The organism is Larkinella ripae, assembly GCF_054780775.1.
Genome location: NZ_BAAGVR010000018.1, coordinates 1 through 23942, shown reverse-complemented (window position 1 = coordinate 23942; position 23942 = coordinate 1). Strand labels below are relative to the sequence as shown.

The following is a 23942-nucleotide window of genomic DNA, read 5'->3' as shown; positions in this document are numbered from 1 at the left end:
CCCAGGCGGATAGTGTGCCACCGGCAATTAAGACATCCGTGTCTGTATCACCGTCGTTGGAGCCTGTTGGCGATACGCCCCCCGATGCCGCGACGTTATTGGGCTTATTTAGAATCAGATTAACCGTGCTGGGAAATATCTTTTTACCCGGCCCGCCCAGCACGTGTACATACTCTTCCGAATAGACAGTGCTCGATGAGGTTAGCTGGGCTTCTACCGTATAAGTCCCGGCGGCCAGCGTCGGCACCAGATACGTGTAGTCGGCAAAATTCGGAAACAGCTCGTTTGCCGCCCATTTGCCGGGGTCCTTGCTCCAGAGAGAGTCAAACAGCACCGTTTGGCCCTGAAGCAGCCGGAAGCGAATGCCGGGCTCACCGCCGTTGCCGAACAGGTAAAACCGCGCCCCGTCTTCGGGGGTGGGTTTACCGAAGTATTCGCGGATATAGCGGGATTCGGCCTGGATGGCCCTCAGCGTGAACGTAACGCTGGCGGGTCTTCCGGTGGCGCTGTAGCCGGCTATGGTCACCTCTTTGCCGGAATTGGCTTCGGTAGCCGTCCCGCCGATCAGCCGCCCGGTCGGGCTGGGGTCGATAACGGTAACGCCCCCGATCAGGCTGGAGACGCTGTAGTTGACCGCGCCTGTAAACTCGGGGAACTGGAATTCTTTGTAAGTGCCGACAATAAACGTCTGGTCTTCGATGACGGGTGCCACCGGCGCGGGGCCGGAAACGGCGTCATCGGTATTTATTTTTTTGACGCGCTCAACAAGAATGGATTGTCCGGCTGCGTCGGTCGTCAAAACCTTTTCAACAGTCAGCAGGACGATTGCCTCTGATGCCATGGGGAATTCAGGAGTTTCATAGCCTGCTGTCTGAATGATATTGTCAGTATGCCGTCCGTAGTCGGTGACCTGCTGAAGATTTAAGGTGGCCGGACCACTGCCGTCAGCATTCGGTGAAAAGCGCGCCAGAACGGTTATGTCGTGACCAATCGGATTACGCCGGGTTTCATCTTCGTCCCGGCCCAAAATCAGGTAGTCTTTGTTGAGCTCAAAAGCGTCGCCATTGGGCAGGCTGGCAAACGAGCGGCTCGACTGCCACGGCCCAATGGTTTGCGGTGTGCCATCCTGGGAGATGGCCCATTCCCAATATTCGCCCTCTGGCTCGTATACGTATATGCGGTCGTCAACCATCGGTAGGGCGGAAGAATTTGAATTTGCCGGACCTTAAAAGGCCCTCGATGATCGTTCCCGGTGCGGGCCGTTCGCCCGTAGGCAGGCCCAGTAGCGAGTTGTAGGTAAATGCCTTGCCTAGCTTGATGTCGCCGGGTTTGCGGTCCAGAATCTCCTGGAGCTGGCCGGGCGTGTAGGCTCCGGCGAGCGGATTTTTGCCGCCGGGCTGATTAGCGTCGCCATCCATGCGTTCGAGGCCACCGGGCGTCTGCCAGTAATTGTCAATGTCAATGGGCGCCGTTACCATCACTTCGACCGCCCGAACTGATACCACATTGGTCTTTATATCCCACTTATAACCGCCCACGATGCGGGCGTACATCTGGATTTCCTCAAAGTACAGCAGGTCCATTGGGCCGATGTGCTGGCCCTTACGCAGCAATAGATCGCCGTCGAATACACGGGCGGGCTTACCGGTCTGCTGTAGCCTGCCGGTCACACATAGCACCTGCAACTTTTTGAAATTCCCGGGAATCGTAGGATCTGCGCCGTAGGACAGCCATTTTTCAGTTGGTGTACCGTCCATTCGCAGCAACGCCCCGTACCGGGGGTAGTAGGCAATCACCGGGATTAATTCACCACCGGGGTTGTTAGCGGTCGTAAAGACATTCCGGGTTACTTTCGAGGAAGACTGATCACCTACCTCCAGTGTCAACTCGGTGGCCTGCCGCTTGCGATCCGCCCCCGGCGCTTCTCCGCGCACCTCTTCACCGGTCAGGTCGACCCGTGAAGCATCACGTTTGGTGATCTTTATATCCCGGTAGATGATATACGGGGCGGGCGTCGGATTGACATTATTTTGGTTCTTGAAAATGCGGCCCCTGAACAAATAGACGTCGATCCGGTAGCGGTCCCTGCCCGGAACCGGATTCATTGGAATTTCTACCTTTTGACCCTCTGTGGGCTTGGACTGGTCAAAGCCGTTGTTATCAACCCGGACGTTATCGTTAAAAATGTAGTAGACCGTCTTTTGTCCATTGGAAAGCCAGGTGCCGTCCGGTTGAAGGAAATAGACGCCCTTATTTTGTACGGTCGCCATGACCGATATTTTAGCCCCGACGCAGTTGATGTTGACATAGGAGAAGGTCAGCTTCAACTCGTCGACGTTGCCCGAGCGGGCGGGGTATTCCAGCGACTGCCGGATCGACACATTATCATTTCGTTGGATGTAATTATCCGAAAGGCCGGTAAACTTGACTCCGTACGGATTCTCCTGTGAGCCGTCGCCGGTCCAGGTGGCTGCGTTGCCGCTCTGGGTCCAGTTATTGAGTTGATCGAAGAAATCGCCGTTCTTAAGCTCATTCTTAAGGTCCCCGTACTCGAAGCGGGCCGTTAGCTTGCGTTCGCTGGGATCAATGGATAACTCACCACCCGCAAGCGGTTGTCCGATGCTGTCGCGGTTAATGTTGCGAAGGATGTCGCGCTGAACCCCAAAGAAAACAGGGTTAAAGTAGTTTTCGTCGTAAACGACGAACGGAACCGCCCCGTTGTTTACGACGTGATTCGGGTATTCATCCAGCCGCATAATTTTCCATTCACCCCGGTCCTGGACAATCACCGCGTTCATCACATCCAGGTTGGCTTTTAGTACATCGTAGCAGGAACGCATACCGGTATCGGTCTTGAACCGGTGCGGGTCGATCATGTAGTTATCCAGCACCGAGTAAGGGGCCGGGGGGCGCATCGTCGGCGATTGCATCATCGATGCCTCCACGCAGTTGACACTAATGGCAATCGGCAACGCGTACCCCAGCCACAACAGGCATAGTTTCACCATCGCCAGGGCGGTGGTGTTCTCAATGCGGGGTAGGTTGCTGGGGAAGTTATTGAAGGGGTAGTCTTTAAGCGTTCCCAGTCCGCAGGTGGCCGATAACTTATTGGGAAACGGCATCTGCATATACGACTCACGGGCCTCGAACGGCGTCAGGTAGCCGGTGAATACATTGGCAATGATCTGGTCACCGTCGGTGATGTGATCGATGATTACCCGCCATTTGCGGTCGTCTTCGGTGTACAGGTCGCGGAGTTGAATACCGTCGGCCGAGGTCACCGTACCCATGCGGACAAAAATGCCCAGCATCGACTCAAATGGGTCGTCCGAACCTTTGACCTCCCATTCAATGGGACTTTCCGAGTGAAATATTTCGGTAATGGGGCCGCCTAAATAATCCCGGTCGAGCAAACGGGTTCTATACAAACGGCTCTGATCGTCGTCGTGGAAATAGAACTCGTAGCGGGGATTGTAGGGCATTTCGGCGCTTCGATGTGAATTTGTCGAAACTACCGCGCCGGGGGCAGGAACTTGCGCCGTTTAAAGGATAGGGCGGATAGGCAATAAAAATGCCCGCTGGTGGGCGGGCTATGCACTTATAAATTTGCAGGGATCGTCTGCCCTGGCGGCAGCGGACGGTTTCGCGCTTGTCGACGGATCAAAAGGTTGCGAATCCCGTCAACCCCCTTTTGATATACCACCGTTTTTAGGCTAATGTGACTCGCCCCGTACGAATCAGTCCATTTAGACTCAACTATCTTAAACCATCCCTGTTCTACGTATTTCTGGTAAGGCGCGTTCCCGTTCATCAAGACTTTTTCTTGGCGTAGAATTTCAAACAGGTTATTTCTGCCAATTCCGGCAAAGTTTAAAACTTTCGCCACATCGCCCATTTGAACTACATCCTCACTTTCTGTTACTGCGTCGTAAAAGTCAACTTTCGACTTGTCAGACTCTACTTTTTCCTGTAAAGCCATTTTCTCAAGTAGTAGCTGCTCTTTTTCTTCCTCAGCCTTCAGAACCATCATTGCCAAATCTTTGCGACTGATTTCTTTAGGTGCAACCTCAATCTTGCCGGTCTTTAGCAATTGACCTACCCATTCATCGCATTGGATTTCAAAGTCCACGTCTAACCATTGGGCTAGCTTCAATATTAACTTTTCGTGAATCCAGGTTCCAGGTGCAAGTCCGCCCCTAATCGTTCTAACTATCTCATTTTGAGCATTACCAGATTTTCTGGTAATGCCATCTATGTAACGCTGCGTAGCTGGCAGACTTAGCCAGTCATTTGGACGTTTACCGAATGCCTGACACATGCCGGTCGCATTCGCAAACAATTCGTTATCTATAACCTGGAACTCGATTGACGAGCCCCTGTATTCGTATATCTTTAAAGTATCCATTTTTATTTGTTCTCAAATTGTGTTTTAGCTAATTCCCAAGCCTGACGACCATATCCGAGTCGAAAGGCGACATCCAGAGTGCATTCGCCAACTCGGCGCTGATCACCGATAATGGATATACGGTATTGATCTTTCAGGAAAGACCAGAACCAACCCCAATACGTATTCCATTCGTAAGTCGTCTTACCTCTTGCATACTCCGTCATTATCCGCATCACATCATCGCGCAGCGCCTTGTATTCCGGATCGTTCTCCATCATGTCCAACTTTTGAACTTTTGGCGTGATATACGATTCCGCGATAACCAGAACCCGATCCAATTTCTTTTCCAGTTTTGCGGTCGCTTTTGAGCAATTGCACGGCGCAGTTATCACCTTAGCTAATGCCATTCGCTCGCACTCTATAAAATAATTGCGTATCCGGCGTCCGATTTCAGACCGCTGTATCATCGCAATCTCTTTTGCACAATCCATCATCAAGGCATAATCTACAGATATACCCAACATTGACCGGGTTTGTGGAGAGTGCTTAACCGCCTGATTATCAACGTCACCGTTTTTGGTGACGTACAAAATCTGATAGTCTTTACCCACCTCGAAACCGTATTCAAACATTTGTTTGCACCAGGTCGTAAAATCACGTTTGATTAACAGAGTCTTGTGCAACTCCCTGGCTGATACAACGCTATTACCCTCCGAAGTCGTTTTAATGGCGATTAACGCCGGTATTTTGCCCTCAACGGTACTACTTGCTACCTGAGGTTCATTTTTGTAACTTTGTTCCGTACTCATACTTGTTGGTTTAAGTTGTGAGACAATGGCCTGCGTATAATCTTGGCGGATGGACGCAGGCTTTTTTATGCATTAGCGGATTCTTTGTAGGGATCGAATGATTCAAGCCATTGAAGCTCTTTTTCGCGTACCCGATTCGCTCCATTAACTCTCGCATTGAAAGAAGCCGAGGCCAATCCGTGTACTTTGCAAAAAGATTCCTTTAATTTGGCTCGTTGCTTCGTGCCGAAGGACATATAGATCGAGTGAAACCGGATTGTATTCGGATCACGCTCAAACGGCTTCCAACTGCTCTTGGATCTCCGTTTTTGTGTTTTTAACTCTGAAACCATAAGTATATATATTTTATGTTCTAAGATCTACAAATATATATACTAAAGATATAAAAACAAAGCGTTTTTATATAATAATTTATTGTAATGCCTTTATCGTATGCCAGAACCGATTGTTGAAAGACTAGAAGAAGTACGTAAGACTCTGAGAATCAACAAGTCAGAGTTTGCTCGTCGTATTGATTCTACTCAATCTTACATTTCAAAGGTTTTGTCGGGCGAGAAAACTGTTGGGCCTGTTGTGATAGATAAAGTCGTCAAAAATTTAGGCGTTAATAGAGCTTGGCTGGAAACCGGAGACGGAGAGATGTTCAATCATGCTGTAGGTGAGTTTGACAGTATTATTGCTTCACTCGGATACACTATCCCAGATAGTGGAGGCCCCTTTACAGACAAATACATTACCTTTTTAAACAAAAGGATTGCAGAGCTAGAGCACGACAAGGGGGTGTTGCAAAATCAAAATATGGTATTGATCAATCAATTAGGTAAACTCCAGGAATTATTGGATCGTGTGCTTTCGGACAAAGAAAGCAACAAGGGCTCGTTCTAAGTAATAATCATAATTCTCACTAAGTAGTCTACATTTTTTGCAATTATCAGAAATGATAGTATTTTTCTGGCAAACTATTCTCTGCCAGATGAAAAGGATTTTTGTGCTTCTACTTTTTTTATCAGCATGTCAGACTGATAATAGTCAAGAGCAGGTAAAGACCGTTAAGAAAGCCTACGATTTTAGGAAGATGAATTGGGGTGATAAGATAGCCGATGTAAAAAAAACAGAATTAAAGGCACCAGACCTAGAAGATACATTAAGGATAGTATATAAAGACATTAATGTCGGCCTAAATAAAGTAATGTTACTCTATTTCTTCAAAAAAGGACGAGCATTTATGGGAGTGTATGACTTTAGTGAAAGACATCTAAATGACAATAAATATATAGAGGACTTTTACTCACTAAAAGAAGACTTGACAAAAAAATACGGGAAACCTACATTAGATACCACCGCTTGGAGCGGAAGTCTATTCCGAGATAACCCCAATCAATTTGGGACTGCTGTTGCTACTGGTTATTTGCGATACAACACAAGGTGGAAGAAGCCAAACACCGAAGTAGCGCTTGAATTAAAAGGCGACAATTTAAAAGCTAAACTTTACATAACCTATATTGATTCTCTGATGGCGGCCAATTATAGGGGTTCTGTTGCTGATGGACTATAGCGCCTACCGCATCGCAATCCCAGTCATCAAGAATTTCGCCGAAATCTGCCCCATGCGACGCCGGGCAATGTCGAACCGCTGCCCGTTTTTGAGCCGAATTGAGCCGGATTGCCGGGAAACGTCCTTTGTGGAGTGGAATCCGTGAATGTAGGCGGGGTTAATCAGGTAGCTCTTAGAAATGCGCCAGAAATGCGCCAAATGCGGTTCGTAGTCTTTGATGCTGTAGCTACTGGAAATAACCCTGCCGCCGGTCAGATGAAACTTGGTATAGTCTGCGTCACCCTCCAGATACATAATCTCGGATGTTTTCACCCAGAGGGGCCGCCGGTTGTAGTCAAATAGCTGGATCATCTGTACTCTGTTTCCATACGGTTACCCTTCCTGACGGCAGCGACTAGTCGATCATTTCGCAGTTCAAATTCACCGTACACCCGCACGTCCCTACTTCCGCCCTCGCCCATATAGTCACGGAGTTTATTCAATGGGGCAATAACTTCGGGGTTGTTGCGGGCGCCGGCATATTCGCCAACCATTGCATACGTTGGCCCTGATACGATACCGCCATTGGCAAACGGAATGGCATTACTGATGCCCCGAACTACGCCGGAAGCTACCTGCAATCCAATACCGGCCACTAACTGCTTCTTTCCGGCAGCCGCCAGAATAGGGTTAGTGATGCCAAGTAAGGCCAGTGCTGTACCTGCTACAATGTGGGCGCGGGCCACCTGGGCCAAATAGCTGGCCAGCATATCAAAGCCAAGCTTCAACAGGCTTTTTAAGACGTTTTTCTGACCACTAATTACACCCCCGATCACTTGCCCCAATCCATCGGCGAACGTCGCAGCGGTGTCAATAGATGCCGTTTGGATGCTGCGCTGCAACTCACCGTATACGCTCATTAATTGCTCATTGAACGCTTTTAAGTTGTCAATTGCGGGCTGCAATTTGGCGGTAAGGTCAGCAGGAGCACTAATTTTGAAGTCATTGCCCTTTAACGCGATTTCCTGAGCCTGTTTTGCGAGGATGTCCGGCGTTTTGCCCCGGCCAAGTATCTGCTGAACTTCCGCCTGACGGTAACGCAGGAATAATGGAATTTCGATGCCAGGATATTTATTGCGAAACTCCAGAATCTTCCGTTCGACGTCTAGTAGTTCTTTTTCAAAATAACTCTTTTCCGGGCGTTGTTTCTTTGGACTACTTAATGCGCTGTCAATATCCCTTAACTCTTTTTGCAGCTTCCGGTACTCGGCAAAGCGTTCGGCAGGCACTTTCAGCTTGTTGGCTAATAAGTCACCGATTTCGTCACCTATCTTTTTTAGCTGATTGCGTTTAGCATCGAGGGCCGCACCTGCCGCATTAACTCCGCCCGCTCCGGGTCCGGTTGCTCCCGATTTTAGCGGGTCCGCATTTTCCCCCAGCGCTTCAAGCTTCTGTTTGATCTTGATTTGCTGGTCGGTCAGGTCATTGATGGTGTTGTTGAACTGAATCAGTTGCGCCTTTTTGCGCTCAAGTCGCTTCTTATCAACCTGTTCGGATAAGCTGCCCTCGGTCGGGAAACCTAGTACAAACGCACCGATGTAATCCCCAAAACCCCCGAATGAGTCCGTCTTTTTCTTGTCTAGCTCATTGTAACCAGAATAAGCGTCGTTAATACGCTGGTCAATCTTCTGGTACTCTGTTTTTAAAGCGAGAATTTTTATGTACTTTTCAATGGCCTGTGTTGCCTTGCCAGTTTTGAATGCTTCCAGATCCAGATTCCCCAGATACTGCGGAGCAATCGACCGGATTTCATTTAAAGCATCAATCCTGGCCTTTTTGTTGTTTAATTCATTAAAGGCAATCTGGTCTAATTCGCGCAGTCGGTCCACTTCACCTTTGATGCCCTCGGTTACATCTTTTTGCACACCGGAAAGCAAGGCGTTTTTATCAATCGTGTCGTCGATCGATTTGCCATAATCGTAAATAGAGGTCGATAAAACGGTCAGTGCGGTGGCCGCAGCCGCAGCCGCAGCAATTGGGCCTGTTAAGGCTGCAAATCCACTTCGGAGCAGTGGGAGTAATTGTACGAAACTACCAATAGCCAGTGAAGCCGGGCCGATAGCAGCCGCAAATCCAGTAACTCCCAGGATGGCTTTCTGCGTTTCAGGTGACAGGTCCGCGAACCCTTCGGCGGTACTGGTCAGGGTGTCACCAAGCCGCGTTAACCCGCCGGTTAAATCAAATGCCTGATCGGCAGCAGCGATGAAATTATATCCGGCTATTTTGGTGGCATCGGACAAGTTTTCAAGGGCATTGCGCGGGCCACCCTCCACCCGTTGCAGGGTGCCGAGTTTGGTGACGAGCATATCCAGAAAGTCGCTGGCTGTTTTGCCACTAGCTTGAAGCTGTTTAGAGATTTGCTCAGAGTCGACCGATCCAAACATTTCCCGCAGAGCCTTCGCCACTACCGGGGACGCGCTCACAATGGGCTTTAAGTCCTCGGCTAACACTTTGGACTTACTGCTCATTTGAGTGAGTTGCACCAGAATCTGGTCGAACTGCGTTCGTCCACCGCCACCCAGGGCCACCGCGTTCCCAAACTGTACTAAGTAATTTTTTGCTTTTTGGGTAGAAAAACCCAGCGCTTCCATGCGAAGTCCTGCCTCCTGCGCTTCCTGAAGACCTAGGCCCGGAAGTTTGGCTACAGCAAGGTAAGTCTTAAAACTATTGGCAGCCTGTTCCGCCGATCCGCTTAAAGCCTTGAAGCCACGAATATTGGAATCAATTTCGGCGTAAGATTTAAATAGGACGCCCGTTAAGGCTACAAGGGGGGCGGTAAGTCCAATAGTCAAATTGCGGCCCACGCTCTTGAAGTCGTCGCCCAACCGGGCAAAGCCTTTGGTGAAAGCGGCTTGCTGGCGATCCTGACGCTTGTAAAAGGATGTCAGGTCGGCGTTCATTTCATTCACAGCGGACTGCACCGATCCGGCGGCCCCTTTCATGGCAGCCACGAAATCCGTGGTTACGGCTCCGAACTTTATGTTAACGGCACCTACAGCAGCCATATTCTATTGGTTGAATCGTTCGTTGAGGGCCGCCAGCTTCTTAGGCGGCAACTCAATCGCCCCGCGTGATTTCTTCGAGGGCTTCCATTTTACTTTTAACTTCACGGTGCGCTCGTCGCCCACCGGATAAATATCTGCACCCTTGACGCCCGGCTTTTTAAAGTCCCGGTTGGCGCTGGCATTGTAGACGGCAGCGATGATTTCCCGCGTGTGTAGCCACTGGGCATCCTGCCGGCGGTAAAAACCCGCCACCATCCGGTTGAACTCCGGAACGGTCATCTCGTAGAGTTCCGCCGGTTTTAAGGCCAGCTCGCCGTACGCAAAGTCGAGCGCCCACTGCTGCCATTGCTTTAGGGTTTGCTGTTTGCCTTTTCGGCCTGGCGTCTTTCTCTTCGGTCGGCGGCTATCTGCGTCAGCCGCGTCATAAACCCCATGGCCGTCTGGGCCGCTTCGTAGACGTCGGCGGCATCTTCCTCCGGCATTTCCACGATCCAGTCGTAGACGTCATTCAGGTCTGTCTTTTTTGATACCCCATTGGCATCCGGACCGAAGGCCAGCAGACCGGAGAGGAAAGTGGCGGGCATCGACTTAACACCCACCGTGAAATCCAGCCCAAGCCGGTCCATATCGATCAAATCAGCCAAAATCAAATTCGACTGCATCCCGAACTTAAAGGTGCGCTCACGCCCCCCGAACGGCTTGGAAATTACCCCCCGTAATGCTTCCATTAGGATGGGTTGGCTGATACAGAGATCGGTTCGGCGCCTTCCAGTGTGATGCTGTACTTGGCCGCTTCGCCCTGGTTGCCGTTAAGTTCAAATTCAGAAATAAACGCCTTGCCGGTCCAGATCGGGTCATTGGCTTTATCGGTGCCAAACTTGATTTCCAGCACCGACTTGGTGGTGTGGTAGTTGTGGGCCTCCGAGACGGAAATGTTCGTCGCTTCGTTGGTGTTGTCGAAGATCCGGTAGAAACCGCCCGACGAAATCGACCACGACGGCAGTTTGCCCGACGGAACCTTTCCGGCAAAGGCCCGGCAGTTCACCTCGAAAGCCTCGATAGACGAGCGGTACGTGAAGCTATCCATACATCCCCACTGGATGTATGCACTGGCTACTTTAACGTAGAGGTATATTTCGTCGCCTGCTACGAGTTCCTGGGTTCTTGCTGCCATTGTTTTATTGTGTTACTTGTTGTCCAATCGTTTTAAAGCGCAGTGATTTTTCGTATAGCTTCAGGTTGTCGTCGTAGCCGTCGGGCTGCTCGACCCCCGAAAAGGTTCTCAGGGAAAATCCGCCCGCGACCCCGTTGTAATTGTCCAGCGCAGCACGGATCGCTTTGATAATCTGCATCAGCGTATCGTAATTGGGGCTGATGGCTCCGATCTCGAAAAAGCCCATAAACGAACCGCCGGGCGTTCGGCACTCCAGTGGCTGCACATCATCGGTTGCGTACCAGATCGCCGTTGTAGGCGCATTCTGAGGCACTAAGCCGGGGTAGATGTGGTTGCCCACTTTTTGCGCTACCGGCGTTGCCCCCGAAAGGATGCTATACAAGGCGGTGCCGATCATACGCTGCTTCTTCGGTATTTGGTGTTTGACAAATACGCCTGGGCGCGCCTTCCGAGAATGGTGACCACCGCGTTAACGACCCCGTTGAACGTGCGGTCAAACGCCCGTTTTAGGAAGTCATTCGGTGCGATGTTGATGTTTCGGCCCTTGCCGGCTTTACGTACGCCCCGCGTAATGAAGTGCGCCCGCCAGCCAACCTTGCCACTTTTTTTGCTGACCCCGATCAGTGCCACCGGATTACCATCGCGTGTATCGGCAATTCTGATCCGTAGGTCCCGCCGGGTAGCACCCCCGCGCCGGTAGTCGTTGGCGCTGCCTCGTCCCGACTTTCCGTAGCGAACCGCAACGCGCTCTCTGCCGCCACCACTAACCGGTGCCTCTTCCCGGGCGGCTCGCAGCATTGGCCCGGTTGACTCCCGTAGCGCGCCACTGATCACCGATTTGGGGTAGATCGCAGCAGCGCGTTCGAGTGAATACGTCAGGCCGTTGGCTTCCGAAAAGTCGAGTTTGAAGCGAAACATCTTAATCGTGTCGTTGACAGCGCAGTGCCAGACGGTCCATGCGGCCGATCGGCGCAATGTGCTGAATATCGAATGTGTCACCGTCGGATTTAAGCCGCCACTTCACCGTTATATCGGCCCGGTAGCGAATCGTGAAGGTGACCATGCTGATTGCCGTGACCCGGTTTGCAGGGCTGTCTTCCGACACACCCGCCAGTTCATCCTTGCGGTTGGCCCAGATAAAGGGCTGATCCTGGTAGTCGACCACCTCCTGACCGGAACCTGACCGGCTTTCGATGGGCTTCTGCGGAATCACCTTGCGGTCCAGCATCCCGGATTGAAAGCGTTGCTGTGCCATCAGACTGAAATCAGTTTGTATTCGCTCAGTAGCACTTCCACCTCCGACGGAAATTCCCGCTTGTTGTCATCCCGGTTGTTGTAAGCGTGCGACGTCAGCCGCAGGATCGCCAGTTGAATGTCTTCCGGAACGCTGTCAGCCGGATAACCCGCCGTAAACGTGATCTGCACCCGGTTAATGCGGTCAAACGGCAGTGAGGATTGCAGAAACGAGTCCGTGAACACAATCTCGCTGGCCAGAAAGTCGTAATCCGTGTCCAGGATGGGCAGGTATGCCGTCTCGCCGGGGAGCAGGTAGCCGACCGAATCGATGCTGCTGATGTTGAGCGAGCCCAAATAACCCCGGTCAAACCCCCGCATGGTAACGGTGAACTGCCGCCGGAAAATCGGCTGCTGGCAGTACTGCTCGATCCGGCGCATAGCGGCTTTGACCAGCAAGGGCACCTCCCGGTCATCCAAAGGAACCTTCACCCAATCGCACACCGTCTGAAGCGGAACCACCTCGGGCAGTTCGTCGCTTACAGCGGTTGGGCGGTGGGTGAAGTAGTTAATCATTTGGCGTCGGCAGTCTCGGTTTTGGGCTTATCTGTTGCCCGCTCGGTTTTTACGCCGGGTTCATCGGCCTGACCCTGCTCAACAAAATACCGGGCTTGTGCAGCGCCAAATACCTCTTCGGCATTTTCAACCACGTCCCCTTTTTTGTACGAGTAGGCGGTTCCGGTCAGGTCTTCTTTGAATTTGATCGTCATGGCTGTATGAGATGGGGCCGGACAACCGGAGCTGTCCGGCCGGTGATGACTTATTGATTTTTGACGTCTTTGATGGTCACAAACGCCTTCGGTTCGTACACCAGAATGTCGGCAAACGCCTGGATGATGATTTGCACCTGCCCGGCTTTTGCCAGCGTGTACGGATCAACCAGCAGGTCGTAACCGCCCCACTGAGCGATGTACAGGTTTTCCCAGGCACCAAAAATCAGCGTCGACAGGTTGGATCCGCTGCCTTTGGTGGTGGCTGACGGGATGGCGTTGGAAAGGGCCGCCGGATAATTCATCAATGTCGACAGGCTCTCCATCAAAAACTTGTCGCTGTTGGTCGCAATCGGAGTATTCATCAAGGCTCCGGCGGTCAGTGCATTGAACAGCCAGCCGTAGTTGCGTCCGTTGATGTTTTTCGAAAGCAGCGTAGCGATTGCCGTCACCAGATGGGCCCGTGTCAATGCGCCACCGTTGGTGCCAATGGCAATATCGGTCGTTCCTGATGTCGCCAGCAGACCAGTAGGCTCACCATCGGCCCCATCGCCGAAAACGGCCGCATAGTCAATGCCCTCGGCAATGGAGTAAGCTAATTCCTGACGGATTTTTGCTTCAACACTCGGGGCGGTTTGCTTCAAAAATTGCAGCGAATGCACCGTATACGTACCCAGACGTTTCGGCGAAATGCCTTTTGATCCAAACTTGACGTTTGATTTGTCCAAATTGCCAACCTCCGGTTTCCAGGTAGCGACCGGGCGCTGGGTCAAATGAACGAAGTCCACATTGCCCACCAGGTCGTTGAAATAGGTTGCTCCCAGATTGCGAACCATCAAGGCATTGCGCAGCATATCTTCCAGTGATATGCGCTTGTCCGTCTGGACGGCAGCAGAACCGTCTTCGGGCTGCGTGGGCATTGTAACCGAGTTGTCCCGCTGCTCAACCCCTTTGTATTTGGAGATTTGAGACGGAACCCCAACGCCCGAAATGGTGACGTTATTAGCCCGTGCCTCTTTCTCGGCTTCCTGGTGCATTTCCAGCTCCACACCATCCAAAGAAACACCTGATGCTTTTACCTGGCTCAGAATAGCGCGGGTAAACGAGTATTTCGAAAAGTCACGCTTATCTTTTTCCGAAGGGTCTTTGCCCTGAACAGACATATCCACCGGAGCGGCCATGCGCTTGGAGTTTGTTTCTGCGTCGACCAGGAATTTTTCTTCTTCTTCCAGATCGTCGATTTCCTTGCTCAACTCGCCCCACTGACGCTTTTCTTCGTCGTTGCGTGCACGGTTCTCTTTGGAAACGGTGTCATAAATCTTCTGCTTGGTTTCCCGTTTCTCACCGAGCAGGTCACGTACGGTTTTTAAATCGCGTTTCATGGTTGTTACAGGGGTACGCCCCAGCGGTTTTATAGTTCTAGTTCCATCGCCAGCATATCGAGTTCGGCCGCTACCGACGCACTGGCATCCTCATCGGTTTTGGATTCTTGTTGTTGATTGGGATCTTCGAGGGGCGGGATGGCTTCCCGTTTGGCGGCATCGCGCTCGGCACGGATCGCGTCCATGCTCCGTTTATCGATGCCGGTGTTGGTCTGAGTGTATGCCGGGAAGGTGACCGGCCCAACGTCATAGAGTTTGGCGATATTGGTCACCGTCCGAATGTCGATTTCGGTTTCCGGGTCCATGCTCCACCGCGTTCCTTCGCGGGCGATGGTAAACTGAAACGAGCAGCCAACGACCTCCTTCTTTTCGATTTTCCGCCGTACCCGCACGTGGTCGGGGTCCAGTTCATCGAAGGGAATCATAAAGTAGCAGCCATCACCCGCCCGTTTTTCGAGGATCAGGGTGCCTGCGCCCGTACGGCCCAGAATAATGTTACTGTCGTGATTGAACAGGCCGACCACATCCGACACGTCGGTGGTATCCAGTGCGCGTTCGTCAATGATTTCGTAAAACCAGCCCAAAAGCTGACTGCGAACGTTGTATTTGATCGCACATCCGACAATGTAATCGCGCTTTTGGTCACCCTCTCCGCGCGTTTCGATAGACACCGGCGTTAGGGTGCCAATCCGCTTTTCGGGGGCGTCGATGGCGAGCAGTTCCTCTTTTTCTTCCATCAGTTTACGGTATGCCCGTTTTTATGGTGTCCGTTTAATTCCACACCCCGCGATGCCGGTGGCGTTGAAGGTTGTGCCGGCTTGCGGGATGCGATAATTTCATCCAGCTTGTCGACCGGCACCATGGCGCCCTGAATCATGTAGCGTTCTCCACCTTCGTAGGGGTTCATATCCTCCAGCGCCCGGATTTCATTGGCGTTCATAATGCCCGCCATCCGCATGGTCTGGTAGTATTCTTTACGGGCCTCGGTATCACCCCGCAAAAGCCCGTTCATGTTGAGTTTGTAGTAGTAGCTACCCTGCTCTTGGGAGCGCAGCAGTTTGTAATCGCACTCCTGCTCGAAGTTGATCACGTGCGGCATCATCGTGTGAGTCACGAACTCGATGCCCTGGTGTTCGATGTTGTTGTTGGTAGCCCGGTCCAATATGCCGACGATGTGGGGCTGAACCCCGCACATGGTACACACGTCTTCTTTGGTGAGCTTCATTACCTCCAGCAGCTGCGCGTCGATGGGATTGACGCCAATCTGCTCGTATTTCATCCCCTCGTCCAGAATCGCCACCTGCCCGGCATTCTCCAGTCCGTGGAATTTGTTGAACCACCCGCCCCGCGCCCGCTCTTTGGCTTCGGTGCCGAGCTTGCCGGGATGGGTCAGAACGCCCGATAGCTGCGATCCGTTTTCCAGGAGCGTCGTATGAAACCGCATTCCCTGAAGACCCAGCTTGAGCGTTGCCTGCTGCTGAATGATCGACCGCCCGGTGATGCCGTCGGTCGAAAACAGCTTGTAGTGAATCACTTCGGAGCTGGGCAACTGCTCTTTGACGTCGTTGAACTTGTAAAAAAGCTCATCATCCTTGCGGGTGATGGTGACATCGTTCTGATCGTAGATTTTTAGCTTTGTAGGCCGGTAGATGCCATTTCGTTCGATGCGAGCAATGCCATTACCTTGCAGGAAAGCCCGCAGAAACAGGGTTTTGCGCCAGACAAAGGAGGATTGCAGCGGGTAAGGCCGGGTTTTGACAAAAGAACAGGGGTGGCCCGTCGCTTTTTTGCTGACATCACCATCACTATACATCAAATCCCAGGGAAAACCGGCGAACGTGGAGGATAATACGTCAGCGCAGCGGTAGAGCACCGGCAGCGTCAGGATCGTATTTTGCGTAACCGTAACCTTGCCGGTGTTGAGTCCAAAATACCGCATAAGCTTCTCGTCCGGCGCATCGGTTCCGATGGTCGTCGACCGCTTTTCAGTCGGTAAAGCCCAGTTGAAAGCTCTTTGGAAATAATTCACCGCATACGTACAGGTTACAGGGGTACGATATGCGTGTAAAGTTCAGAAGGGGTGGGGATGGGCCTGTAAGAGGAATTACCAAAAGTTATAAGAAGAATTACTTTTTCTTATGTGAATATTTCCGTTTGCGGTAAGCGTCGACGCCAAAATCCGGGCGGCATCCCAATCTTTGCTCTAATTCACGGGCTGCGGCTTCAAAGGCATCCTCATCGCTGGCCTTATGAATCTGCTGTTTTTTCTGGGCCACCAGCATATCAAAATACTGGGTAAAGGTGGGTAGTTGTGTCATGGTTTTGTTGAATTTTTTAAAACCAGGGGTTTGATGCGTCTTCGTATTGGCTAGGCTCCTCGCTGTTCCAGTTCCACGTCAGGTATTCGCCCAACGCTTCAATCACCGCGACCACGCCGTCAATCTTTTCGGCCGATTTGCTTTTGTCGACCTTGATATTGCCCGCCGGATCGGTCTTGATCTCCACGTTGCGTAGCATCCAGCGCAAAACCGGATTGCCGCCGTGGCGGATTTTGCCCAGCATCGCCAGCCGTTCAAACTCTTTTGTCGGCGCACTCATGCTCACAAATCCCTGGCCGAACGGGCTCATGCGGCTTTTGTATTCCCCATCCCGGTAGACGGGTCCCAGCTCGTTTTCAATCTCCTGGACAATGTGCGATGAGTTGTATAGCCGGTCATAGGCCGCGCTCTCCAGGCCGAAAGTGGAGAAGTCAGCAACAATGTCATCGCGGATCTGATTGTAGTCCGAGACGTTGCCGGAGGTCGTACGAACCCACCCTTCATCGACCCACTGCTGCAAATCATGCAGGCCCGCATCAATGCGTTTTTTTACCGTATCTTCGGGAATCCAGCAGCGCAGCAGCACGTCGAAAAAACCGTCATCCGCCGGAAACAGCAGCGCCCATGCGTTGAAGTCACTGGTGGCCGCTAGGTCAAGCCCGCCGTAGCAACGACGCTGAGCCATCTCCATTTCGTCGACCACGCCAGCGGCCCCCATCCAGACTTCATCGGGAATCCAGACTTTTGACGCATCAGTCCAAACATTCAGGTTTTTGGTCTTGACGTTCACCTGCTCGGAGGGGCGAATGGTCGCCTGGTACACCTTATCCCGCAGGTAGCTTTCGTACACCGACACGCCATAGTTGGGATTCGCCTTCCCCCAGACCGCCGGGTCGGTCCAGTTATCCGTTTCATCGAGCGTGTAGACGATCCCGAACAGCGAGTCGTCCAAAACTGCGCCGGACAGCACCGATAACACATCGCGCCGGTATTTGTAGCAGAACCATTCCTTGTTGAAACCCGCCGTGGTGATCATAAAGATCAGCGGCTGTGAGCGCGCCCCGGTCGCTGAGTCGAAAATATCGAACAGCTCCCGGTTTTTGTAGGCGTGGATTTCGTCCAGAATAACGCAGTGCGGGTTTAGCCCATCGAGCGTATTGGCATCCGAGGAAACCGCCTGCATTTTCGATGCTGTACTCATCACGTGGATGTTGTGAGCGAGCACATTGGCTTTGGTTTGCAAAAGGGGTGACTTGCGAACCATGCGCTGCGATTCCTCAAAGCAGATTTTAGCTTGCTCGCGGGTCGTGGCTCCGGTGTAAATTTCCGCGCCCGATTCACCATCAGCAATCATCATGTACAGCGCCACGCCGGCCGCAAAGGTGGTCTTCCCGTTCTTCCTGGGCACCTCTACGTAGGCATACCGGAACCGCCGGGTTCCATCATCCCGCTTCCAGCCGAACAAAACGTAAACAATGAACGCCTGCCAGGGGGCCAGTTCAAACGGCCGGCCGGCCCACTTCCCTTTGCTGTGCCGCAGAAACGAGAAGAACTTAAGCGCCCGGGTGGCAGCGGCTTCATCGAACCAAATGCCCCGTTCAGACCCGGTTTTAAGGTCGTTCAGGTGCCGTTCGATAGCCTGCCGCACAGGGATGCACACCAGTATCTTGCCGGTTTCGACATCGTTGATATACCGTTTAGCCAGGTCGACGTTCATCAGTTACTGCGTAAAAGGGCTTCTAATGGGTCTTCCTCCTTCTTGACTGGCGCCGAAAGGCGCGTTCGGGCCGAGGGCGTAAAGCCAAACTGCCCGGCAATCTTCAGGGCTACGTCGGTAGCTTTGTTGATGATGCCGAGCAGCGGGTTTGGTTGTAACGCTCCGTTCGGAGTAGTCACCACCAGATCGTTAAAATCGGGGTCGTTCTGCATTTGCTCGTTCGCCCGCCGGATGATGCCGCACTGTTGGCAGTAGGTGGCCAGCATCGCCAGATCCATCGCCGTCAGCAGGCCCAACGCTTCGAGTTCAGAGGTCACAATCCACCATTCATCTTTGCCGAACTCCGACAGCCAGTCCGGCGGGGTAGGCATTGACACTGTTTTCGGCTGAACCTCGTTCTTGTTCGTCCGGCACGGCTGGTCGGTGCCTTGCAATTGCTTTATGACGGTTGGTTTATTGGGTCTCATTTGATTTTTATGGTCGATGAAGCCAAACTGTTACAATGTTTTGTTTTGCACCAAAATAATATCCCACATAAGATACAACCCAAAACCTCCTAGTTATCATTTTGATGTCGTTTTCGGGCAGATTCAAATCCTCAACCAAGTCTTCAGAAATCCAGACAGTATCTCCCTGTTTTGGTATGTATCCGGTTGACCCTGGCAATGATATCTCAGGAATTCTTTCCCTTAAAGGCCATACTTTAGAATCAGTAGGGCTAAAACCGAGCAGAATCTTTGTGTCAATCTTTTTCATATGAAATCTTGAGAACCCCCCTTAGAGTTTTGCATGCATAAACGAAAGACTGGGCATCCGGTCGTGGAAATCCGCCAGATTTAGGATTTTACCCACCCCTCCCTTGCATGTACAAGTATTGATGTTATTTGTTTGCATGTGCATTAATAATTCGATATCTTCTGCGCACCTCCTCGGCTTGTTCATTGGTGTAAGCATAGCCATAGTTGTATTGCAGGGTAGGGTCAATCGCCTTCGGATCTACCTTCATTTCAATCATCTGCTGTATCAACGCTTGCGTAGCCCGAAAGAAGTCTTCCCGGCTGTTGGTGTCCATGCTGATGGTAAGCGTGGTCTTGGGCACTATGCCTTCAAATTGATTGTCCTTGCTCATGATTAGTTGTCGGTTTTCGTGACGCTAAGCAGTGCAATACTTCCTTCGTTGGTTCTGGTAAACACTAGCTCATATGTACCATACCCTTTGTCAAAGTGCTTAGATTCGAATTGATAACGCCTTATCCAATCGTGATCACCAGGTCTTGTGACATCTTGTGGATTAGTAAAGCCAAAATCAGCAAACCACTCTATTTGATAGATGGACAAAAGCTCTTTCGAGAATTTTACTTCTCCGGTTGGCATATGGCTATTGGTTTGTATTCTTAACCTCCTCTTCCAATCTCTCAATCAAAGCAACGAACTCCTCAGGCATCAGTTCAGGCGGGGCTAATGGGCCACTCCTCTGATACCTGAACATGAGCAGTCACCGACTTAGGTTTGATGGATATGGGGCTTAAATCGAACTTCAATTCATCGCCTTCAGTCCTAACGTTCGATGCCTGAAACACCGGCTTCGTGTCGACCGGGTGATTTAATAGCGGGTATTTAGCGTGGTCATTCATTGCTCTATCAACTTCCCGTATTCCTCCTTCATCGTCGTCAGATACCCCAGCCGCCCGTGAAAGTCGCCCTGTTCCTGCTGCTCCTCAATGCGCTCATCAATGCGGGCCATCACCTGCTGCTGTTGCTCTGGATTCAGGCTCTGAAACTGCTCGCGGTGGGAGTCCAGTATGAGCGGATTAGGCCGCGCCAGGTTCTCAATGATTTCGGCCGGGTCAGCGGCTGGTTTCTTCTTTGCCATGTTGGTTTTGAGCTTCGTTTTTATTGTTTCTCCACAGAATACCTGCAAGGTTTTCAATGAAGTTGTCACTGCGTTGATTTAGGTCCCGGTAAGCGGCTGAATATCCCATTGCTGCAAATTCGGGCGAATACTTGATGATGTAGTCAATCATATCCTCCCGTTCGTAAACTCTTTGCAAGGCTTCCCCTTTTATTTCTGCTTCGTTCTTAAAATAGCGTTCTCTGGGTGGTAGTGGCGGCTCATTGTCGGCCCGTTTTGGAGCAAATGCACCCCTTGGCGGGCGTGGCGGGATATAGTCGGGCTCTGGCAAACCCTTTCTCCGGTTGGGCTTAATTTCCCATAACAATGAAATTCCAAACAGAACTGTACCAATTGCCACTAAAGCTAACCCTACCTGGATGCCTATTTTTATCCATTCCATATTTTTAACTATCATTTATCTCTAGCACTTTTGGCATTATGGTGGCGGTGGCAGAGCGTTTGAAAATTCGCCGGATCCCATTGATCACCACCTTTGGCAATGGGAACAATGTGGTCAGTAACGCCCGCATTAGTGCCGGGCGAGCAATCGGTAAACTTTTTCTCCTTCAGGCACTCCACACAATAGGGGTTAGCGCGCCGATGCTGCGCTGATGTCTCCTTCCACCGGTTCGGCTTATAAACCGCCTGGCTCTCGGCCTTCCGCCCTTCCTGTTTGACGCGGGGCTTAGATTGTATCCACGGACGTTTAACGGAATCCTGGCGGGGCATAAGCACTTGATTTTAAGCAATAATACATAATTATTGGTATACTAACAATTAGTATAACAACTATTTGGGCGAAAAATAACCGGGAAGCAAGGCCGCCCGGCTATTCGATTATTCCTAAACCTCTAACCTTTCCCAATCACCGCCCGCACCAGGCGGCGTGTTCGTTGCTTCTCGGTTCTGCCCCAGTGGCGGCTATCGTGTAGCCAAGCCGGCTTAATGGCCTTTAATTCGCCCACAAGCTGAACATCTACTGGCAAGCCTCCATAGGGCGTACCTATGGCCATGAGCTGGGCCTGACTCACTCTTTCCTTAATAAATCCCTGTGGAATAGCCTCCATACCATCAAGCCGAATGATTACGGAAATTGCAGATGGGCGGTAGACAGGCCGCTCCTCGGCGGCCGCAAGCTCGGCGTCGGTGGTGACGGTCATGGCTTATTCGCTCAGTTTTCTTTTGATACTTCGAAGTTCCATGTAGCAGGCTTCAATCTTTTCAACGGCATCGGCATTGTAAACTGACTCTAAACCATCTGGCGCCAATGCCTCGTACAGATCGGCAATAACTTTATCGAGACCCTCTTTGGCGTCCCGGAATCTCTCTTCTGCCTGTGTCATGTATCCCATCCTCATTACTCGTTTACAAGTTTTACGAATCCCTCCAACGCCTTACTCGGCCAAAAATACCCCTGGCCGCGCAGGTAATCTACAACTGGCGCGGGGTTGAAGAGCGCAGCCATTTGACCCTGCCACATGAGCGTCATCCCGGCTTTCAAATCACCAATCCGGTCAAACTCCAGAATGAAATCGTAATTGTCGCGTCTCATCCGGTAGCCGTCCATAGTTCGATGAATATCCACCTCCTCTCGTATCCCCGCCAGCCGCGCCACCTGCCGCAGATCGTCCTCGGTGATGCTGCTCAATGGGCGCAAATGGAGTTGGAAGTTGCGGATGTACTCGGGCATCATAATGAGCGTATACATGGCATAGCCCCAATTGTAAGAAGAGTCCAGTGCGACCTGCTTCCATTCGCCTTCAATCAGCGACTCACAAGTGGCCTTTGTGCCGTAATAGGCGAAGATCGCAGCCAGCGGCAGGGGTGGGGTCTGGCTGGTCATGGCTTATGATACTTTTCATTGAAAGCTTTCACAATCATTAAGCCCAAAGTATCCTGCAACTTGTCGCCGTCGGGGAAGTATTGCAGGTGACCCCATGCCCGAACGTCGGCCACTCGCTCATTGTCCTGATCAAAGATCATTTGACCGTGAAAGTCATATTTAAGCGGCAATTTAAATTTGCTCAGTACCGTTTCTTCTAGCTTCATAGCAGTTCGACTCGCTTCATAGCAGTTCGACTCGTTTACAGTTCTCAATCGCTTTTTTCTGCGGCACATAGGAATAGTAATTCCATGCCGCCTCCGCGCACAGCCGCACCTGCTCCTCCACCGCCTCAGCCGCGTATCGTCGCATGGCACGGCGCACGGCATCAATACTGATATAACTTTTAGCCAATCTTGGCTCAGGCTTATCAACCTCTTCGGTTAGTACTTCCTCTGCTGTTCTCATCCTTCCTGCTGGTTTTGGCCCGCCACGTGCAGGCATTCGTTGCGCCGGTTAATCTCGGGTTGGTTCATGGTGCTGCTGTGGTTGCTGTGCTTCTAATAACTTTTCCAAAAATATCAGCATACCGGACTTGATGTAGTCGTGATTCATATTGAAAGCCGAATCGGACATATTGCCTACGATTCGCTTATTGACCCATCCGGCGCACTGATCAGCTAGGGTAAAAACATTCTCTTTGCTCATATCATCCTTCATTTTGCCCCCGCTTCGTCACCCGCGGGCGTGATGCGGCCGTCCGGCTGCGGGGCGGTTAGCGTAGCACATCGGTTACGTCAAAGTGCTGTTTCAAAACAATTTTGGCACCATCTACTAACTTAGCTTCTTTACTGGTTAACTGTTTCTTTCCCAGAACACGTGTCAACACATGAAGGCAAAGCTTCACACTTTTCAAAGCCTTTAGGTTTTCCGTGAACAGTTTGCTAAGTGAGTCGGGGTAATGCGGACACGATTCGTGATGAAGTAACTCGCCACCAGCAAACTGCTTGCACCCGATTACGCATTTTAAGTCTTCCATGTTAGAACACCTTACGCGAGAAAAGCCAACAGTTCGACCGTCCGTAAATCTTTGAAATCCGGTCTAACTCATTCAGAGCTGATTCACGACCAAAGTAGACCTTACACTCTTTCAGCTTGTTTCGGTCAATGTCAAAAGCCACAACGACGTATACGAAAATCTGTAGTAGTCTTAATAGTATCTCTCTCATACCTCTTCCCGCCCTGCGGGGGTTTATTTTCTGTACCAATAGCTTGCCGGGCAGCCCTGCCCGCACTTTGGGCAGCTGACCCAGGCCCCACCCATTTCCGGCAAGTCCAGGTCCTTGTTGACGTAAGCGAACACGCAGCCGCACTTGTGGCAGGTCACCTGACGCTCAGGCTCGGGGTTGCCGGGGGCTAGGATTCGCATGGCTGAGACTGTCGTTTGATCTGCTTCTCAACGTAGGCCAGAGCCGTTTCGTAAAGTATCTTGTCGCCTTTGTTCATCAATAATAGGAGTTCGTGAACTTCGACCAGATAAACTTTAGCAAAGCCAGGATCGTGCTCTACAATAGACGCGGTATTGTCGATTATGTCCGCGTATTTGATCGTCTGGGTCAATTCCGGCAAACCGGACATCCGCTCATGCTCTGCTGCTTTCCGTTTCTTTCTGTTCCAGTGCGGGTATGCTTCCTTTGTAAACCAATCGGTTAGCCCAACAACACGTATCAGGATTTCGCCTATGAGGGCTTCGGGAATTTTTAGGGACTTTAGAAATCGATACAGGTCATCGTACTTATGCTCGGTGTCCTCAATGACATCGTGAAGTAAGGCGGCA

34 protein-coding genes are annotated in these 23942 nt (G+C 51.3%); 2 read left to right on the top strand and 32 right to left on the bottom strand.

The features are described 5' to 3' along the window. The 4 genes from ACYVHX_RS10955 to ACYVHX_RS10940 all read right to left on the bottom strand — a co-directional run. The coding region (locus ACYVHX_RS10955; RefSeq protein WP_460671676.1) for a hypothetical protein at window positions 1-1192 on the bottom strand (1192 nt) is incomplete at its 3' end. Then, on the bottom strand, window positions 1185-3482 hold the full coding sequence (locus tag ACYVHX_RS10950) for a hypothetical protein (protein ID WP_460671675.1): 2298 nt from the start codon (window positions 3480-3482) through the stop codon (window positions 1185-1187). The genes ACYVHX_RS10955 and ACYVHX_RS10950, both read right to left, overlap by 8 nt. Before the next feature lie 116 nt (window positions 3483-3598). Next, entirely contained in the window at window positions 3599-4405 is an 807-nt protein-coding gene (locus tag ACYVHX_RS10945) for a phage antirepressor KilAC domain-containing protein (RefSeq protein WP_460671674.1), read from the bottom strand. 2 nt (window positions 4406-4407) lie between these two features. Continuing rightward, window positions 4408-5196 (bottom strand): antA/AntB antirepressor family protein, encoded by a 789-nt coding sequence (locus ACYVHX_RS10940; protein WP_460671673.1) that lies wholly within the window; start codon window positions 5194-5196, stop codon window positions 4408-4410. 432 nt (window positions 5197-5628) lie between these two features. Between ACYVHX_RS10940 and ACYVHX_RS10935 the strand changes: the two genes are divergently transcribed. Together ACYVHX_RS10935 and ACYVHX_RS10930 are read left to right on the top strand one after the other, a co-directional pair. Beyond that, window positions 5629-6081, top strand: a complete 453-nt coding sequence (locus tag ACYVHX_RS10935; RefSeq protein ID WP_460671672.1) for a helix-turn-helix domain-containing protein — start codon at window positions 5629-5631, stop codon at window positions 6079-6081. An 88-nt stretch (window positions 6082-6169) separates the two neighbouring features. Next, window positions 6170-6751 (top strand): hypothetical protein, encoded by a 582-nt coding sequence (locus ACYVHX_RS10930; protein ID WP_460671671.1) that lies wholly within the window; start codon window positions 6170-6172, stop codon window positions 6749-6751. A gap of 3 nt (window positions 6752-6754) precedes the next feature. Here ACYVHX_RS10930 and ACYVHX_RS10925 read toward each other — a convergent pair whose 3' ends face one another. From ACYVHX_RS10925 to ACYVHX_RS10790, 28 genes are all read right to left on the bottom strand, one after another. Next, the gene (locus ACYVHX_RS10925; protein WP_460671670.1) at window positions 6755-7102 is read right to left on the bottom strand and encodes a LytR/AlgR family response regulator transcription factor; all 348 of its coding nucleotides are present in this window, start codon (window positions 7100-7102) and stop codon (window positions 6755-6757) included. Then, window positions 7099-9795 (bottom strand): tape measure protein, encoded by a 2697-nt coding sequence (locus ACYVHX_RS10920; RefSeq protein WP_460671669.1) that lies wholly within the window; start codon window positions 9793-9795, stop codon window positions 7099-7101. The genes ACYVHX_RS10925 and ACYVHX_RS10920 overlap by 4 nt, the downstream gene beginning before the upstream one ends. A 3-nt stretch (window positions 9796-9798) precedes the next feature. After that, window positions 9799-10074: a hypothetical protein gene (locus tag ACYVHX_RS10915; protein WP_460671668.1), complete on the bottom strand. Its 276-nt coding sequence runs from the start codon at window positions 10072-10074 to the stop codon at window positions 9799-9801. A 71-nt stretch (window positions 10075-10145) separates the two neighbouring features. Further along, the gene (locus ACYVHX_RS10910; RefSeq protein WP_460671667.1) at window positions 10146-10523 is read right to left on the bottom strand and encodes a hypothetical protein; all 378 of its coding nucleotides are present in this window, start codon (window positions 10521-10523) and stop codon (window positions 10146-10148) included. Beyond that, window positions 10523-10969, bottom strand: coding sequence for a hypothetical protein (locus ACYVHX_RS10905; RefSeq protein WP_460671666.1), 447 nt, complete (start codon window positions 10967-10969; stop codon window positions 10523-10525). Before ACYVHX_RS10905 ends, ACYVHX_RS10910 begins: the two co-directional genes overlap by 1 nt. A 4-nt stretch (window positions 10970-10973) precedes the next feature. After that, window positions 10974-11366, bottom strand: a complete 393-nt coding sequence (gp17, locus tag ACYVHX_RS10900; protein ID WP_460671665.1) for a tail completion protein gp17 — start codon at window positions 11364-11366, stop codon at window positions 10974-10976. Further along, window positions 11363-11887, bottom strand: a complete 525-nt coding sequence (locus tag ACYVHX_RS10895; RefSeq protein ID WP_460671664.1) for a hypothetical protein — start codon at window positions 11885-11887, stop codon at window positions 11363-11365. The genes gp17 and ACYVHX_RS10895 overlap by 4 nt, the downstream gene beginning before the upstream one ends. A gap of 1 nt (window position 11888) precedes the next feature. Beyond that, entirely contained in the window at window positions 11889-12224 is a 336-nt protein-coding gene (locus ACYVHX_RS10890; RefSeq protein WP_460671663.1) for a phage head closure protein, read from the bottom strand. Continuing rightward, window positions 12224-12778: a head-tail connector protein gene (locus ACYVHX_RS10885; RefSeq protein ID WP_460671662.1), complete on the bottom strand. Its 555-nt coding sequence runs from the start codon at window positions 12776-12778 to the stop codon at window positions 12224-12226. The genes ACYVHX_RS10890 and ACYVHX_RS10885 overlap by 1 nt, the downstream gene beginning before the upstream one ends. Beyond that, window positions 12775-12972: a hypothetical protein gene (locus ACYVHX_RS10880; protein WP_460671661.1), complete on the bottom strand. Its 198-nt coding sequence runs from the start codon at window positions 12970-12972 to the stop codon at window positions 12775-12777. The genes ACYVHX_RS10885 and ACYVHX_RS10880 overlap by 4 nt, the downstream gene beginning before the upstream one ends. Window positions 12973-13022: 50 nt before the next feature. Beyond that, a complete protein-coding gene (locus ACYVHX_RS10875) occupies window positions 13023-14354 on the bottom strand; it encodes a phage major capsid protein (RefSeq protein ID WP_460671660.1) in 1332 nt (443 codons plus the stop codon). 29 nt (window positions 14355-14383) lie between these two features. Beyond that, window positions 14384-15091 (bottom strand): HK97 family phage prohead protease, encoded by a 708-nt coding sequence (locus ACYVHX_RS10870; RefSeq protein ID WP_460671659.1) that lies wholly within the window; start codon window positions 15089-15091, stop codon window positions 14384-14386. Beyond that, window positions 15091-16383 carry a phage portal protein gene (locus ACYVHX_RS10865; protein ID WP_460671658.1) on the bottom strand — a complete coding sequence of 431 codons (1293 nt, stop codon included), beginning with the start codon at window positions 16381-16383 and terminating at the stop codon, window positions 15091-15093. The genes ACYVHX_RS10870 and ACYVHX_RS10865 overlap by 1 nt, the downstream gene beginning before the upstream one ends. 97 nt (window positions 16384-16480) lie before the next feature. Continuing rightward, on the bottom strand, window positions 16481-16672 hold the full coding sequence (locus ACYVHX_RS10860) for a hypothetical protein (RefSeq protein ID WP_460671657.1): 192 nt from the start codon (window positions 16670-16672) through the stop codon (window positions 16481-16483). Window positions 16673-16688: 16 nt separating this feature from the next. Continuing rightward, complete coding sequence (locus tag ACYVHX_RS10855; protein ID WP_460671656.1) at window positions 16689-18389, bottom strand: terminase large subunit; 1701 nt, start codon at window positions 18387-18389, stop codon at window positions 16689-16691. Beyond that, window positions 18389-18856, bottom strand: coding sequence for a phage terminase small subunit P27 family (locus ACYVHX_RS10850; RefSeq protein WP_460671655.1), 468 nt, complete (start codon window positions 18854-18856; stop codon window positions 18389-18391). The genes ACYVHX_RS10855 and ACYVHX_RS10850 overlap by 1 nt, the downstream gene beginning before the upstream one ends. Window positions 18857-18863: 7 nt before the next feature. Next, entirely contained in the window at window positions 18864-19145 is a 282-nt protein-coding gene (locus ACYVHX_RS10845; protein ID WP_460671654.1) for a hypothetical protein, read from the bottom strand. 124 nt (window positions 19146-19269) lie between these two features. Beyond that, on the bottom strand, window positions 19270-19518 hold the full coding sequence (locus ACYVHX_RS10840; protein WP_460671653.1) for a hypothetical protein: 249 nt from the start codon (window positions 19516-19518) through the stop codon (window positions 19270-19272). Window positions 19519-19520: 2 nt separating this feature from the next. Then, window positions 19521-19763, bottom strand: a complete 243-nt coding sequence (locus tag ACYVHX_RS10835; protein WP_460671652.1) for a hypothetical protein — start codon at window positions 19761-19763, stop codon at window positions 19521-19523. Window positions 19764-20019: 256 nt separating this feature from the next. Further along, complete coding sequence (locus ACYVHX_RS10830; protein ID WP_460671651.1) at window positions 20020-20262, bottom strand: hypothetical protein; 243 nt, start codon at window positions 20260-20262, stop codon at window positions 20020-20022. Next, entirely contained in the window at window positions 20237-20683 is a 447-nt protein-coding gene (locus ACYVHX_RS10825; protein WP_460671650.1) for a hypothetical protein, read from the bottom strand. Before ACYVHX_RS10825 ends, ACYVHX_RS10830 begins: the two co-directional genes overlap by 26 nt. Before the next feature lie 11 nt (window positions 20684-20694). Then, window positions 20695-21012 carry an HNH endonuclease gene (locus tag ACYVHX_RS10820; RefSeq protein WP_460671649.1) on the bottom strand — a complete coding sequence of 106 codons (318 nt, stop codon included), beginning with the start codon at window positions 21010-21012 and terminating at the stop codon, window positions 20695-20697. A 122-nt stretch (window positions 21013-21134) separates the two neighbouring features. Beyond that, on the bottom strand, window positions 21135-21443 hold the full coding sequence (locus tag ACYVHX_RS10815) for a hypothetical protein (RefSeq protein ID WP_460671648.1): 309 nt from the start codon (window positions 21441-21443) through the stop codon (window positions 21135-21137). A gap of 3 nt (window positions 21444-21446) precedes the next feature. Further along, complete coding sequence (locus tag ACYVHX_RS10810; RefSeq protein ID WP_460671647.1) at window positions 21447-21626, bottom strand: hypothetical protein; 180 nt, start codon at window positions 21624-21626, stop codon at window positions 21447-21449. A 14-nt stretch (window positions 21627-21640) separates the two neighbouring features. Beyond that, window positions 21641-22126, bottom strand: coding sequence for a hypothetical protein (locus ACYVHX_RS10805; protein WP_460671646.1), 486 nt, complete (start codon window positions 22124-22126; stop codon window positions 21641-21643). Then, complete coding sequence (locus tag ACYVHX_RS10800; RefSeq protein WP_460671645.1) at window positions 22123-22332, bottom strand: hypothetical protein; 210 nt, start codon at window positions 22330-22332, stop codon at window positions 22123-22125. The genes ACYVHX_RS10805 and ACYVHX_RS10800 overlap by 4 nt, the downstream gene beginning before the upstream one ends. Window positions 22333-22348: 16 nt before the next feature. Further along, window positions 22349-22573: a hypothetical protein gene (locus tag ACYVHX_RS10795; protein WP_460671644.1), complete on the bottom strand. Its 225-nt coding sequence runs from the start codon at window positions 22571-22573 to the stop codon at window positions 22349-22351. Window positions 22574-23521: 948 nt separating this feature from the next. Then, the coding region (locus tag ACYVHX_RS10790; protein ID WP_460671643.1) for a hypothetical protein at window positions 23522-23942 on the bottom strand (421 nt) is incomplete at its 5' end.

Bases quoted from the DNA above. Each gene is read 5' to 3' on its own strand.
- ACYVHX_RS10860 (WP_460671657.1), bottom strand. From the start codon at position 16,672: ATGACACAACTACCCACCTTTACCCAGTATTTTGATATGCTGGTGGCC.
- ACYVHX_RS10815 (WP_460671648.1), bottom strand. From the start codon at position 21,443: ATGACCGTCACCACCGACGCCGAGCTTGCGGCCGCCGAGGAGCGGCCT.
- ACYVHX_RS10905 (WP_460671666.1), bottom strand. From the start codon at position 10,969: ATGGCAGCAAGAACCCAGGAACTCGTAGCAGGCGACGAAATATACCTC.
- ACYVHX_RS10895 (WP_460671664.1), bottom strand. From the start codon at position 11,887: ATGTTTCGCTTCAAACTCGACTTTTCGGAAGCCAACGGCCTGACGTAT.
- ACYVHX_RS10800 (WP_460671645.1), bottom strand. From the start codon at position 22,332: ATGAAGCTAGAAGAAACGGTACTGAGCAAATTTAAATTGCCGCTTAAA.
- ACYVHX_RS10925 (WP_460671670.1), bottom strand. From the start codon at position 7,102: ATGATCCAGCTATTTGACTACAACCGGCGGCCCCTCTGGGTGAAAACA.
- ACYVHX_RS10945 (WP_460671674.1), bottom strand. From the start codon at position 4,405: ATGGATACTTTAAAGATATACGAATACAGGGGCTCGTCAATCGAGTTC.
- ACYVHX_RS10910 (WP_460671667.1), bottom strand. From the start codon at position 10,523: ATGGAAGCATTACGGGGGGTAATTTCCAAGCCGTTCGGGGGGCGTGAG.
- ACYVHX_RS10885 (WP_460671662.1), bottom strand. From the start codon at position 12,778: ATGATTAACTACTTCACCCACCGCCCAACCGCTGTAAGCGACGAACTG.
- ACYVHX_RS10805 (WP_460671646.1), bottom strand. From the start codon at position 22,126: ATGACCAGCCAGACCCCACCCCTGCCGCTGGCTGCGATCTTCGCCTAT.
- ACYVHX_RS10845 (WP_460671654.1), bottom strand. From the start codon at position 19,145: ATGAAAAAGATTGACACAAAGATTCTGCTCGGTTTTAGCCCTACTGAT.
- ACYVHX_RS10835 (WP_460671652.1), bottom strand. From the start codon at position 19,763: ATGCCAACCGGAGAAGTAAAATTCTCGAAAGAGCTTTTGTCCATCTAT.
- ACYVHX_RS10850 (WP_460671655.1), bottom strand. From the start codon at position 18,856: ATGAGACCCAATAAACCAACCGTCATAAAGCAATTGCAAGGCACCGAC.
- ACYVHX_RS10880 (WP_460671661.1), bottom strand. From the start codon at position 12,972: ATGACGATCAAATTCAAAGAAGACCTGACCGGAACCGCCTACTCGTAC.
- ACYVHX_RS10890 (WP_460671663.1), bottom strand. From the start codon at position 12,224: ATGGCACAGCAACGCTTTCAATCCGGGATGCTGGACCGCAAGGTGATT.
- ACYVHX_RS10795 (WP_460671644.1), bottom strand. From the start codon at position 22,573: ATGAGAACAGCAGAGGAAGTACTAACCGAAGAGGTTGATAAGCCTGAG.
- ACYVHX_RS10830 (WP_460671651.1), bottom strand. From the start codon at position 20,262: ATGGCAAAGAAGAAACCAGCCGCTGACCCGGCCGAAATCATTGAGAAC.
- ACYVHX_RS10855 (WP_460671656.1), bottom strand. From the start codon at position 18,389: ATGAACGTCGACCTGGCTAAACGGTATATCAACGATGTCGAAACCGGC.
- ACYVHX_RS10810 (WP_460671647.1), bottom strand. From the start codon at position 21,626: ATGACACAGGCAGAAGAGAGATTCCGGGACGCCAAAGAGGGTCTCGAT.
- ACYVHX_RS10825 (WP_460671650.1), bottom strand. From the start codon at position 20,683: ATGGAATGGATAAAAATAGGCATCCAGGTAGGGTTAGCTTTAGTGGCA.
- ACYVHX_RS10950 (WP_460671675.1), bottom strand. From the start codon at position 3,482: ATGCCCTACAATCCCCGCTACGAGTTCTATTTCCACGACGACGATCAG.
- ACYVHX_RS10935 (WP_460671672.1), top strand. From the start codon at position 5,629: ATGCCAGAACCGATTGTTGAAAGACTAGAAGAAGTACGTAAGACTCTG.
- ACYVHX_RS10915 (WP_460671668.1), bottom strand. From the start codon at position 10,074: ATGACCGTTCCGGAGTTCAACCGGATGGTGGCGGGTTTTTACCGCCGG.
- ACYVHX_RS10875 (WP_460671660.1), bottom strand. From the start codon at position 14,354: ATGAAACGCGATTTAAAAACCGTACGTGACCTGCTCGGTGAGAAACGG.
- ACYVHX_RS10820 (WP_460671649.1), bottom strand. From the start codon at position 21,012: ATGCCCCGCCAGGATTCCGTTAAACGTCCGTGGATACAATCTAAGCCC.
- ACYVHX_RS10940 (WP_460671673.1), bottom strand. From the start codon at position 5,196: ATGAGTACGGAACAAAGTTACAAAAATGAACCTCAGGTAGCAAGTAGT.
- gp17 (WP_460671665.1), bottom strand. From the start codon at position 11,366: ATGATCGGCACCGCCTTGTATAGCATCCTTTCGGGGGCAACGCCGGTA.
- ACYVHX_RS10920 (WP_460671669.1), bottom strand. From the start codon at position 9,795: ATGGCTGCTGTAGGTGCCGTTAACATAAAGTTCGGAGCCGTAACCACG.
- ACYVHX_RS10870 (WP_460671659.1), bottom strand. From the start codon at position 15,091: ATGGAAGAAAAAGAGGAACTGCTCGCCATCGACGCCCCCGAAAAGCGG.
- ACYVHX_RS10840 (WP_460671653.1), bottom strand. From the start codon at position 19,518: ATGAGCAAGGACAATCAATTTGAAGGCATAGTGCCCAAGACCACGCTT.
- ACYVHX_RS10930 (WP_460671671.1), top strand. From the start codon at position 6,170: ATGAAAAGGATTTTTGTGCTTCTACTTTTTTTATCAGCATGTCAGACT.